We start from the raw sequence: 12,573 nt of genomic DNA on the forward strand, positions 1-12,573 counted from the left end.
GTTAATTTTATAGTGAAATGACTAAAGAAGTAAAAGAACCATCTATGGCTTACGGCAAAGTTTATACTTATGCAGATTATTTAACTTGGACTATTAAAGAAAGAATAGAGTTAATAAAAGGTAGAGTGTTTAAAATGAGTCCTGCTCCTGCCGTTAAGCATCAAAAGGTTTCAAGAGAATTGTCATTGCAGTTGGGTACATTTTTTAAACATACAAACTGCCAAATGTTTACCGCTCCTTTTGATGTGCGTTTAACAGATAAACGCAAAAAATCAAAAAAAGACGAAGATATTACTACCGTTTTTCAGCCAGATTTATGTGTTATTTGCGATGAAAATAAATTAGACGAAAGAGGCTGCATAGGTGCTCCCGATTTGATAATTGAAATATTATCGCCAAGTAATTCTTCTAAAGAAATGAAAAATAAGTACGAGCTGTACGAAGAAAACGGAGTTAAAGAATATTGGGTAGTTGATTACACCCACCAAACCATACTTATTTACATACTTGAAAACAATACTTATAAAAGTTTAAAGCCTTACACTTCGGAAGATGTAATACAAAGCTATTTATTTTCCAAATTAACTTTTGACGTTAAAGAAATTTTTGAAGATTAAATTTCTTTAAGTTTGTACAATAAAGCCGTAATTTTATAGAATGAAAAACATAGTAGTAAGTGGTGCCAGCAAGGGAATTGGTAGAGCAATAGTATTATATTTTGCACAAAAGGGATTTAACGTAGCTTTTTGCTCAAGAAGCGAAGAAAATTTATTGAAATTAAAAGAAGAAGTTTTAGCAATTAACCACGAAGCAATAGTGTTAGCTATAAAAGCCGATGTTTCAAAAATTAAAGAATTGCATTTTTTTGCAGAAATTGTAAAAGCAAATTTTGATAAAATAGACGTTTTGGTCAATAATGCCGGTGTTTTTTTACAGGGCAATTTAACGGATATGGAGTTTGATGATTTTGATACCGTATTAAAAACAAATCTTTATAGTGCATTTATCCTTACCCAAGAATTTACACCATTTTTTAAAAATCAAAACAATGGTTATATTTTTAATATAAGCAGTATAGCTGGCTTAGAAGCCTATAAAAATGGAGGTGCGTATAATGTTAGCAAGCATGCTTTAACGGGTTTTAGTAAAACTTTAAGAAATGAACTTAAAGATTTTAACATTAAGGTAAGTACGGTTTATCCCGGAGCTACTTTAACGGACTCATGGGCAGGAGTTGATTTACCGGAAAACCGTTTTATTCCTGCCGAAGATATTGCCAAAACTATTTTCAATATTTATTCTTTAAGCGATAGAACCGTAGTGGAAGACATAATTCTTAGACCTCAATTAGGAGATATTTAATATTTAATAATGAAAAAAGGTTTATTCTTATTTTTCTTATTTACAATTAGTTACTCTTTAGCTCAAAACAGCAAGCACCAAGTTATAGTTTTAGGTATAGACGGTTTAAATAATTATCGTTTTGATGAAGCTTATACGCCTCATTTTGACTATTTAAAACAGCACGCATCTTGGACTTTGCATGCACAAGCTAATGAGCCGCTTTCCAGTAGTCCAAATTGGAAATCTATTATAACGGGTACTACTCCGGAAAAGCATTTAATAACTGAAAACGGTTTTAGCAGAAAAGTTTATAAAAACAATCCTACATGCGAGGAAGAACCTAAAAAATTCCCTACTATTTTCACTATGATAAAAAGAGATAATCCCAAAGCAAAAGTGGGTTTATTTGAACACTGGGGAGCTTTTTGGCGATTAGTAAAAGGAGATAAACTCAACAGAAAATTTTGGTGGGAATTTAAACCTAAACCCAGCGTAAAAAGAGCAATGGCATTTTATAAAAAGAGAAATACTACCCTATCTTTTATTCAAATAGACCAGTGCGACCATGCAGGGCATAAATATGGACACGAGTCGGCAGAATACGTAAAAGCCGTAGAGCAAGCAGACGAACTTTTGGGCATAGTACTTAAAACCATAAATGAAAAAGATAATTTTAAAAACACCACTTTAATTGTTGTAGCCGACCACGGAGGCAAAGGGAACAGCCATGGAGCTGGCACACCAGAAGGCATGAATATTCCTTTGTTTATTATGGGATCAAATATTAAAGCAGGCTACGAAATTAAAAATACTACAGTAAAAAATGAAGATGTAGCTGTAATGGTTTTAAAAGCATTGGGCATAAAACCCCATAAATGCTGGACTGCTAAATATATTGATGAAATTTATTTATCAAACTGATTAGGGTAAGTATTTTTTAAACTATCTATTGATTTTTCAACTTTAGCTTTTAAAGCTTCTTTATAATCGGCTATATTTTGAGCTACTTTATCATCAAAAGCTCCTACAATTTGAGCCGCCAAAATACCGGCATTTTTAGCTCCGTTTAAAGCAACCGTTGCCACGGGAACGCCTCCCGGCATTTGCAAAATAGAAAGTACGCTATCCCAGCCGTCAATAGAATTGCTACTTTTTACCGGAACGCCAATAACGGGCAAAGTAGTTAAAGAAGCAACCATACCCGGCAAATGTGCCGCTCCGCCTGCTCCCGCTATTATAACTTTAAGCCCTCGTTGCTTAGCACTTTTGGCATAATCAAACATGCGTTCTGGTGTGCGGTGTGCCGAAACTACTGTTACTTCATAACTTACACCCAATTCTTCTAAAACAGCAATAGCCTCTTTCATTATCGGCATATCACTTTCGCTTCCCATTATTATTCCTATCATTTTAGTCGTTGGTTTTTAGTCGTTGGTCATTGGTTTTTAGATCTGAATCTCAATTCTAATATCTAACATCTCACTACCACTTTTTCCTTTACAAATTTAATTTTTTCTAAAACTTCTTCATCAAAATTGCCTAAAATAGTAATGTGTCCCATTTTTCTACCTGGCTTTGTTACTTCTTTGCCATACAAATGTACAAATACATTTTCTAAAGCACTTATCTCTGCAATTCCTTCATATAAAACCTTGCCCGTATATCCTTCTGCTCCTACTAAATTAACCATTGCACTCACATTAACTCGGTTTTCAGAATTTCCTAAAGGTAAACCTGTTAAAATTCGCAACTGCTGGTCAAACTGTGAAGAAGCCGAGCTTTCTATAGTATGATGCCCGCTATTGTGAGTTCGGGGAGCTGTTTCATTTACCAGCACTTCTCCTTCTTTGCTAATAAACATTTCTATAGCAAAAATTCCGGCAGAATGTAAACCGTCAACCACTTGCTGTGCCAGTCGTTTAGCTCTTTCTTGCTGATAATCAGTAATATTTGCAGGAGCTTTTAAATAATCTACTAAATTATAAACAGGGTCAAAAACCAACTCAACTATTGGGAAAAACTCCGTATTTCCATTCACATCTTTAGCTACTATTACCGATATTTCTTTGTCAATATCTACTGCCTTTTCTAAAATACTGGGAGCTTCAAATGCTTTATCTAAATCATTTTCATTGGCAATATACTGCACTCCTTTCCCGTCATATCCATCGGTTCTTGTTTTTTGAAAAGCAGGCAAAAAAGTTAAATATTCAGCAAGCTGTGCTTTATTTTCTATTAATCTAAACAAAGAAGAAGCTACTTCATAATCTTTATAAAACTGCTTTTGTAAACCCTTGTCTTTTATAATTTTTATGGCTTTAGCCGAAGGGATAACTTGTACGCCCTCGTTTTCTAATTGTTCTAAAGCTTCTACGTTAACGTGTTCAATTTCTATGGTAACAACATCTACATTTTTACCAAATTTGTAAACTGTATCAAAATCTTTAAAGCTTCCCTGCACAAAATGTGGCGTTAAAGTACTACACGGAGCATTTTCCGAAGGATCTAAAATATGAATTTCAACATTATACCTTAGGGCATTTTCTATAAACATACGCCCCAACTGACCGCCACCTAATATACCTATCTTTTTTTGTAAAGGATTTTTAGTTTCCATTAGGGCAAAAATAGGTAGTTATTTTTAATTTTTAGTAGCTTAGCAGGGCAATGATAAAACACTACATCAAAACACAACGCACTGCCCGTTATTTTTTATCGCAAGAAATACATAGTGGCATAAAACACGTACTTTTTGTATTGCATGGCTACGCCCAAAATGCCGATGATTTTTTACAAAGTTTTGCTCCTCTGTTTAAAGATAATACTTTAATAGTAGCTCCTGAAGGCTTATCAAAATTGTATTTTAAAGATTTTAGCAATAATCCTGCTTCAAGCTGGATGACAAGGCTGGAAAGAGAAAATGAATTAGCCGATTTTTATACTTATATGAAAAAAGTAGAACAAGAAATTGTAAACAAAATAAATGGAAAAGTAGATTTTCATGTTTTAGGATTTTCGCAAGGTGGAGCTATGGTAAGTAGATATGTGGCTGACAGTCAATTGTTTTTTAAAAACATTTTTATTTACGCTTCCTCTCCTGCCCACGATTTAGATTGGCATAAAATACCGAAAGAAAGCCAATGGCATTTAATATATGGCGATAAAGATTGGGTGGTAACACCCGAACGATTTAATGAAGTTCAGCAATTATTTAAACAACAAAACATAGCTATTTCTACTTTTAAGTTTGAAGGCAAACACGAAATAGATAAAAAAGCATTGGAGTATATAATGCCAATGGTTGATTCAAAATAGTATAAACCTCAAACCAGCACTACAAATCCACTTTATGTTTTTCAAAAAAAGGAATATCATCATCGGCTGTATAGTTTACTGTTTCTTCTGGCTTGTAATTTCTATAGTCAAATAAAGCCAATGCTATACCCACTATAGCTCCTGCCAAATGCCCTTCCCAACTTACATTTTCTTCTACAAAAAAAGGAAAAATACCCCACACCATACTCCCATACGTCAGTATAATAAAAAAAGTGAGTGCCATGGCATTTCTATTCCTAATTTTAATACTTGCCGTAAACAAATAGGCTGCCAAAGCATAAATTAAACCACTTGCTCCCACATGCACACTATTTTGCCTACCTATAAACCAAAGCAATAAACCCGAACCCAAATACAAAATCAACAATACTTTAAAGCTCCTATGTTCATGAAAAATAAATAAACCAGCCAATAACATAAACAAACTAAAAGCATTAGATATTAAATGATTCCAATCGCCATGTATAAAAGGAAAAGTAAGCACACCATACAGTCCGTTTAAAGATTTTGGCTTTACTCCGTATGCTTCTAAATGCAATTGAAAAAGATTATCAACAATTTCAATAACAAAAAGCACAAAAATAAACAAGGCACTCAATTTTAACTTGAAATAAAATGCCTTTCGTTCCTTTATATTACTTATATTTGTTGACAAGTTGTACTTTAATTTCCTTAAAACAAAAACCTTACCGTGTACATTTTTCGTTTTATATTCACTTTTTTACTGACAATATGTCTAATAATAGTTTTAAACATGAGCATTGGTGGCTTGCCCGCATTAGGCTCTTTACTAAATCCTTATACCGGGTTTTATAATTCTGCTGAAAATCCCTCGGACTTGCCCTTGCCCAATGAAGTAGCTTTATCAGAACTAAAAGAAGAAGCCAATGTTTATTTTGATGAACGCAGAATACCGCACATTTTTGCTAAAAATGAACAAGATTTATATTATTTGCAAGGATATGTAGTAGCCAGCTTGCGTTTGTGGCAAATGGAATTTCAAGTATTAGCTGCTGAAGGCAGAGTAAGCGAACTGCTGGGCAATGACGAAAAATATATCAATTTTGACAAACAGCAGCGTAGGCTGGGAATGAAATACGGTGCAGAAAACAAACTGAAACAAATAACTCAAGAAGCAGATAAATCTAAAGATATTATTGAAGCTTTTTCAAAAGGTGTTAATGCCTATATACACAGTGTTAAAGATAAAGACCTACCTATTGAGTATAAATTAATAGGCTACAAACCCGAAGAATGGAATACCTACAAAACAGCACTTTTGCTTATGAATATGAGCAATGTATTAACCAGCACTGAATACGATATTGAGAATACAAATTTTGTAAGTGAATATGGCAAAGAATTGTTTGAACAACTTTATCCTTCTTACGATTCTACAATAGTTCCTATAATGGAAACACCGAAAGAAGGCTGGGTAAATAAGCTAAAAGAAAAAGACACTTTGCAGCAATTAAACTTACCTATAGCTCCTGCCGCTGCGGTAAGTAACCAAACAAGCTTAAACAAACTTTACGATAAACCGGATGTACAAATAGGTAGTAATAACTGGGCAGTAAGTGGCAAAAAAACAAAATCGGGGTATCCATTGCTTGCCAATGACCCACATTTAAGACTAACCTTCCCTTCTGTTTGGGTAGAAATGCACTTAAATTCTCCGGGACTAAATACTTACGGTGTTGTTTTTCCTGGTGCTCCGGGTATTATCATTGGTTTTAATGATTATATAGGTTGGGGTGTAACCAATGCCGGACGTGATGTTAAAGACTGGTACGAAATAGAATTTAAAGACAACAACAAAGATTTTTATAAGTGGGAAAACGGCTGGAGAGAAACTACTAAAGTAGTTGAAGAAATAAAAGTAAAAGGTGCATCAAGTGTTTTTGACACTATCGTTTTTACGCATTTAGGTCCTGTTACTTATGAAAATTTTGATACCAAAAGTGGGAAAAAGAACTTGGCATTGCAATGGATGGCTCATAAATCCAGCAATGAATTAATGGCATTTTATAAGCTGAACAGAGCCACAAATTTTGAAGATTATTTGAATGCTTTAAGACATTATTCTTGTCCTGCACAAAATTTTATTTTTGCCGATGTAAGTGGCGATATTGCTATTAGACAACAAGGAGAATTTCCTGTTTTAGAAAAAGAAGAAGGTGTATTTATTCAAGACGGAGCTACCCACGAAGCTTGGTCAAAATTTATTCCTTTTGATGAAATACCGCTAATGCACAACCCTACACGAGATTATGTAAGCAGTGCCAACCAACAAATAGCAGATACTAGCTATCCTTATTATTACAATGGAGTTTTTGAATATTATAGAAATAGAGTTATTAATTCTACCTTAGATACTTTGCAAAATGCTACAGTTGAAAGCATGAAAAAACTACAGTTTAACAACTATAATAAAATGGCAGAAGAATGTTTGCCTTTATTAATGGGATATATAGACGAAACACAACTAAATGACGAAAGCAAAGCTATTTTTAATGCTTTAAAAAAATGGGATTACTACAATGAAGTAGATTCTAAAGAAGCTATTTATGCCCAGCTCTTTTTAGAGTCTTATTATACTAATTTATGGGATGAATTTGTAGAGAAAGAAGTAATTGGCGGCTGGGATCCATACACTTGGAAAGATGGCTGGAAAGCACCAAATGAGTTTCAAACGTATGTACTTTTAAGAGATAGTATTCAGCACCAATTTATTGATAATAAAGAAACTACAAAAGAAGAAACTACGGCAGATATAGTGCTAATGTCTTTTGATGAAATGGTAAAAGGAAGTGAAAAATTAGCCGATGAAACTTGGGGCGAATACAAAAATACTTACATAGAACATTTAGCTATGCTACCTGCATTTTCTGAGCATGTAATAACAGGTGGCAATTATAAAATAGTAAATGCTACAGGGAAATTTCATGGCCCGAGCTGGCGAATGATTTTAGATTTTGACAAAGGAAAAATAAAAGGCTACGGAGTTTATCCGGGCGGACAAAGTGGCAACCCCGGCAGCAAATATTACGACAACATGGTAGAAGAATGGAAAAACGGAAACTACCACGATTTAATAAACAGTCAAGATGAGAGTTTTTACTCATCAGATAATTATTTAAAAGTAACTTTTAAAACAAAAAATTAAATGAAAGAAATAATAGCTTTTATCATTTTAATAGTTTTAGGCATCATAGCACATTTGTTTTTGCCGTGGTGGTCGGTAGCCATTGTAGCGTTTTTAGTAGGCTTAGGTTTTATAGAAAGTACTTCAAGAGCCTTATTAATAGGCTTTTTAGGTGTTTTTATACTATGGGGAGCAAAAGCGTTAATTAGCTCTTACCAAAATGATTTTATATTGGTAAACAGAATGTCAGAATTGCTACCTTTTAAAAATGGAATACTTACCATTCTTGTAACAGCTATATTAGGAGGAATTATAGGAATGCTAAGCACCTTAAGTGGGTATTTCCTTCAAACTATAGGAAACAGCGGTAAAAGAAAAAGATTTAAGTAGCAGTTTTTACTCATCATCTTCTTCTTCATACTCTTCGTCTGTATTGTCCTCTCCTTCAAAATCCGATAGATTAAAACCATCTCTTTTAGCAAAAGTTTCAGAATTTAGTTTTACTAATTCTATCCTATCTAACCTAAAAGTTCGCCAGTCATTTCTTAAACGGCAAAAAGCTACTAAGTTCCTTTTTCTGTTTTTATAAATAAGTGCCATAGGCTCTACTTTTCTTTTAGTAAGCTCATTGCCACTTGAATCGTATTCTAAATCAACCACTACTCTATTTTCAATTGCATTGTTTAAACAAGCTAATAAATTAGGGGAATAGTGCATTTTTTTTCGGGCGGATTGGTTGTCATATCTACTCATATTGCATTGGATTGTTTACTCTAATTTAAAAAAGTATTTTAACTAAATAATAAAAAGGCTGTGATATTTAATACCACAGCCTTTTCTGATTTAGGGTTAGTTACAATAATTTATTGAAATTCAGCCACTTGAGTTGCCGCAGATTCATTTATAAAATAAAATGTTTTGCTACTAAAGTTAGCCACTTCAAAGTTATAAGCAGCCACTTGCACCGCTCCGTAGCCACTTGCACCCGATAATTCTGCCGATGTAAATGTAACAGAAGTAACACCTGGAGCTACAGTTCTTGAAATAGAAGTACTACCAAATGATACTACATAAAAAAGAGAATCTGCATAAGAAGGAGCACTTTCTATAGAAACCACTAAGTTTTGGTTTGTATTAACGGTTGAATAATCTCCAGAAAGTTTAACCATACTTGGTGTTCTTTTTACTGTAGTTTTATTAAAGGCAGCTACGCTTCCATTTCCTGTTACAGACCAAGTATTTTGACCACCGGTATAAATATTATAATCTAATTCAGTAGAACCACCAGTAGTGCCCGGTATAGAATAAGCATTATTGCTAAATTTTTCTAATTCATAATCGGTGTTAATAGTTACAGTTCCTATATCTATAGCAGAACCGTTTTCTTGTACAGCTGCTGTGGCAGCATCCATATCAATATCAAATGTCCCTACGGGTGTAGTAGTAGATGTTTGAGTTTGAATAGCCGCAAATACACCATCCGAATCTCCAAAACTTGGAACAGGATTAGCAGGTGCAGTTGCCGCAGGTGTATCATCATCGTCTGATTTATTACAAGAAGTTGTAAACGTTAATGACAATAGTAAAAGGGGTAATAATAAATAGGTTAATTTAGTTTTCATAATATATATTTTTTGTTTACGCAAATATAATACAATTAGAGCACCTACGTAAATACGGCAAATTGCGTATATTTTAGCTACGGAGTATGTTGCTTCCTAAAATGTTTGTAAGAAATTTGTGTCAACGAATTATAGATATGTATAAATTGGAAAAGAAAATAGAAATTCCGATATAACTATCCGTTATTATAACAATAACTTATGCGTTAAGATAGCATCTTGGGACGTTTAAGTAATTTGAATTACAGCTTGTGGTCTTTTACTTTTGTCTTGATACAAAAGTAACAAAAAATCAAGACTGTAATCAAAAACACTAAAATGCTATAAAACAGACGATGACAAATTAATGTATGCTCAACTTCAGTTTTCCTAAAGTATTTTTATTTGTAGGAGCATACTAATTTGTCTGTTTACTGTTTTATAATTTCATCCATTTTGGATATCTGTTTTACATCATTTCTTAACGTATTTTTGATTAAGGTCGGGTAAAAGTGCACCTTAAGTTTGCAAGTGGGGCACCCATTAACCGAAAACTCCGTAAAAAATTAAACTGTTTGAAGAACGGAGTGATGAGTTTTTGATTTTTAGGAGTTGAGGTTATAATGGGTCGCTGAAAACTTAGTGCGATTCTTTTGTAACTTTTCTTCCAAAGAAAAGTTAATGTAAAATACTTCATGGGTATCTTTACGGATAGTTATATTCCGATTTAACACATAACTCTCCCCTACACACAACAGTGTTGTGCATTCGTTTTTCTATCTAATAACTTTTAATTTTCGTTTGCTGATACATTCTTTAAATACGGAAAAGGTCATTCCTTTTGTTTCTTTCGCAATTTTCTCCTTTACAGCTCTAAAAATTTAACTGTGTCAAATGTTTTGTTCTTTATTTTTCATTTTCAATAATATCTTTTGGAGAGATGTTCGTCTAAACTAACTCACAACCATCCAATTTCAAAAATAAACTGACATTTGCTCCTGTAGTTTCTTAGCCTCTTTGCCGGCTACTATTGCAAAATTTTCAGTATTATCTGCATATATAATACTTCTTGAAGAGTTTATTATTAAACCAATATCCTCTTTAATTAAAGCATTTTCTACTACATCTTTTACGCTTCCACCTTGTACTCCCACTCCGGGAACTAAAAAGAATACTGTAGGAACTTGCTCTCTTATTGCTTTTAATTCTTTGGCATGGGTAGCTCCTGTTACAAACATTATATTTTCATCATTGCCCCATTGCATTGATTTTTCTATAACTTTTTGATAAAGCATTTTACCATCTTGTTTTATATACTGAAAATCGGCACTGCCTTTATTAGAAGTTAAAGCTAATATTATACACCATTTATTTTTTACAGAATTTAAAAATGGCGTAACAGAATCTTCGCCCATATAGGGAGCAATGGTTACCGCATCAAAATTATAAGTTTCAAAAAATGTTTTAGCATACATTTTAGAGGTATTGCCTATGTCGCCACGCTTAGCGTCTGCTATGGTAAATATATTTTTAGGTATATAATCTACTGTTTTTTTTAAGCTATCCCAGCCTTTGCTTCCCATACTTTCGTAAAAAGCTATATTGGGTTTGTACGCTATGCAATATTGCTTTGTAGCGTCTATTATTCGTTTATTAAATTCAAAAACGGGGTCTTCAAAATCTAATAAAAATGTAGGTATTTTGGTAATATCTGTATCTAAGCCTACACATAAAAAAGACTTTTTTATGTGTATTTGTTCTATTAGCTCTTTACGAGTCATTTACTTTATTTCAGAATTATGAGATAAATTAACCGCTTCTACACTTTTTATTTCGGGTACAGATTTTAGTACAGCTTCTTCTACGCCTGCTTTCATAGTAAAAATACTTTGAGGGCAAGTTTCACAAGTTCCCAATAAACGCAATTTAAGTTCCATATCATCGGTTAATTCTACTATTTCTACATTGCCACCATCATTTTTTAAATAAGGTCGCATTGTATCCAACGACATTTCTACCCTTTTCAATATTTCTTCTTTACTTCTCATTTTTCGGTTATAATTGGTTCTTCTTTTTTAGTTAGGTTATTTATGGCTATTTGCTGAGCTACTTTTTCTGCTATGGTATCAAATGCTGCTATTACTGCACTATCATCGTGTGTAACAGCAGGTTTGCCTAAATCGCCACCTTCACGTATTCTTTCTTTTAAAGGAATTTCTCCTATAAAAGGTACGTCATAGGAATCTGCCAGCTTAACACCTCCTCCTTTACCAAAAATATAGTATTTTTTCTCCGGCATATCTTCTGGTATAAAATACGACATATTTTCTACCACGCCTAAAATAGGAACATTAACACTTGGCATAGTAAACATTGATAATGCTTTTTTAGCATCTATTAATGAAACCAACTGAGGCGTAGTTACTACCACAGCTCCCGTTACTTTTACGGTTTGTATCATGGTTAAATGCACATCTCCCGTACCCGGAGGCATATCTATAACTAAATAATCTAATTTCCCCCAAATTACATCTGTAACGAACTGGCGTAATGCCGATGTAACCATGGGACCACGCCATACTACGGCTTGTCTTTCATCTACTAAAAAACCTATGGATAAAACTTTTATTCCTTTAGCTTCAATAGGCAAAATGTAATTTTTGCCTTTTATGTTTCTAACATCGGGCATCTGTTTTCCTACGCCTAACATTGTTGGTATAGAAGGTCCGTGTATATCGGCATCTAAAATGCCCACTTTTGCTCCTTGTTTGGCTAATGAAAGTGCCAAATTTACTGTAACTGTAGATTTTCCTACGCCACCTTTCCCCGAAGCTACACAAATTATATTTTTAACACTTGGCAGTACATTTATATCCGTATTTCTGGCAGAAGTTATGTTTGATGTCATATTTATATCTAACACTGCCGAAGGATAAACTGCTTTAACTGCTTCAATACAATCTTGTTTTATTTTTTCTTTTAAAGGGCAAGCCGGTGTAGTAAGCACCACCGTAAAAGAAACACTTGTTTCCGAAATTTTAATATCCTTAACCATATTAAGCGATACTAAATCTTTATTCAAATCGGGGTCTTGAACGGTGCTTAGTGCTTTAAGTATTTTTTCTGTTGTAATTTCTTGCATTTCAA

The 12,573-nt window shown here is 33.5% G+C and carries 14 protein-coding genes; 6 read left to right on the forward strand and 8 right to left on the reverse strand.

Features of this window, described 5'->3' with window-relative positions:
- Nucleotides 1-17: 17 nt before the first annotated feature.
- From H6578_08660 to H6578_08670, 3 genes are read left to right on the forward strand one after another with little or no spacing between them, the layout of a single operon-like run.
- A complete protein-coding gene (locus H6578_08660) occupies nt 18-617 on the forward strand; it encodes a Uma2 family endonuclease (protein ID MCB9227218.1) in 600 nt (199 codons plus the stop codon).
- A 40-nt stretch (nt 618-657) separates the two neighbouring features.
- On the forward strand, nt 658-1,362 hold the full coding sequence (locus tag H6578_08665; GenBank protein MCB9227219.1) for an SDR family oxidoreductase: 705 nt from the start codon (nt 658-660) through the stop codon (nt 1,360-1,362).
- 9 nt (nt 1,363-1,371) lie between these two features.
- Nucleotides 1,372-2,265: an alkaline phosphatase gene (locus H6578_08670; protein MCB9227220.1), complete on the forward strand. Its 894-nt coding sequence runs from the start codon at nt 1,372-1,374 to the stop codon at nt 2,263-2,265.
- On the opposite strand, the gene purE is transcribed toward H6578_08670, so the two are convergent.
- Nucleotides 2,250-2,753: a 5-(carboxyamino)imidazole ribonucleotide mutase gene (gene purE, locus H6578_08675; GenBank protein ID MCB9227221.1), complete on the reverse strand. Its 504-nt coding sequence runs from the start codon at nt 2,751-2,753 to the stop codon at nt 2,250-2,252. The two genes, H6578_08670 and purE, sit on opposite strands and share 16 nt — an antisense overlap.
- Before the next feature lie 62 nt (nt 2,754-2,815).
- Nucleotides 2,816-3,961: a 5-(carboxyamino)imidazole ribonucleotide synthase gene (locus tag H6578_08680; GenBank protein MCB9227222.1), complete on the reverse strand. Its 1,146-nt coding sequence runs from the start codon at nt 3,959-3,961 to the stop codon at nt 2,816-2,818.
- 50 nt (nt 3,962-4,011) lie between these two features.
- On the opposite strand from H6578_08680, the gene H6578_08685 reads away from it, so the two are divergent.
- The gene (locus H6578_08685) at nt 4,012-4,659 is read left to right on the forward strand and encodes a hypothetical protein (GenBank protein MCB9227223.1); all 648 of its coding nucleotides are present in this window, start codon (nt 4,012-4,014) and stop codon (nt 4,657-4,659) included.
- Nucleotides 4,660-4,678: 19 nt separating this feature from the next.
- On the opposite strand, the gene H6578_08690 is transcribed toward H6578_08685, so the two are convergent.
- Complete coding sequence (locus H6578_08690; protein MCB9227224.1) at nt 4,679-5,335, reverse strand: rhomboid family intramembrane serine protease; 657 nt, start codon at nt 5,333-5,335, stop codon at nt 4,679-4,681.
- A 99-nt stretch (nt 5,336-5,434) separates the two neighbouring features.
- On the opposite strand from H6578_08690, the gene H6578_08695 reads away from it, so the two are divergent.
- Together H6578_08695 and H6578_08700 are read left to right on the forward strand one after the other, a co-directional pair.
- A complete protein-coding gene (locus tag H6578_08695) occupies nt 5,435-7,846 on the forward strand; it encodes a penicillin acylase family protein (GenBank protein ID MCB9227225.1) in 2,412 nt (803 codons plus the stop codon).
- Nucleotides 7,847-8,215, forward strand: a complete 369-nt coding sequence (locus H6578_08700; GenBank protein ID MCB9227226.1) for a hypothetical protein — start codon at nt 7,847-7,849, stop codon at nt 8,213-8,215.
- 6 nt (nt 8,216-8,221) lie between these two features.
- On the opposite strand, the gene H6578_08705 is transcribed toward H6578_08700, so the two are convergent.
- The 5 genes from H6578_08705 to H6578_08725 all read right to left on the reverse strand — a co-directional run bounded on the left by H6578_08705 (nt 8,222) and on the right by H6578_08725 (nt 12,568).
- Nucleotides 8,222-8,578 (reverse strand): WYL domain-containing protein, encoded by a 357-nt coding sequence (locus H6578_08705; GenBank protein MCB9227227.1) that lies wholly within the window; start codon nt 8,576-8,578, stop codon nt 8,222-8,224.
- 110 nt (nt 8,579-8,688) lie between these two features.
- Nucleotides 8,689-9,447, reverse strand: coding sequence for a hypothetical protein (locus H6578_08710; GenBank protein ID MCB9227228.1), 759 nt, complete (start codon nt 9,445-9,447; stop codon nt 8,689-8,691).
- 953 nt (nt 9,448-10,400) lie between these two features.
- Nucleotides 10,401-11,207, reverse strand: a complete 807-nt coding sequence (gene pyrF / locus H6578_08715; GenBank protein ID MCB9227229.1) for an orotidine-5'-phosphate decarboxylase — start codon at nt 11,205-11,207, stop codon at nt 10,401-10,403.
- Nucleotides 11,208-11,474, reverse strand: coding sequence for a NifU family protein (locus H6578_08720; GenBank protein MCB9227230.1), 267 nt, complete (start codon nt 11,472-11,474; stop codon nt 11,208-11,210).
- Nucleotides 11,471-12,568 carry an Mrp/NBP35 family ATP-binding protein gene (locus H6578_08725; protein MCB9227231.1) on the reverse strand — a complete coding sequence of 366 codons (1,098 nt, stop codon included), beginning with the start codon at nt 12,566-12,568 and terminating at the stop codon, nt 11,471-11,473. Before H6578_08725 ends, H6578_08720 begins: the two co-directional genes overlap by 4 nt.
- Nucleotides 12,569-12,573 lie beyond the last annotated feature (5 nt).

This window comes from Chitinophagales bacterium, assembly GCA_020635995.1.
Lineage (GTDB): Bacteria > Bacteroidota > Bacteroidia > Chitinophagales > UBA8649 > JAFMKE01.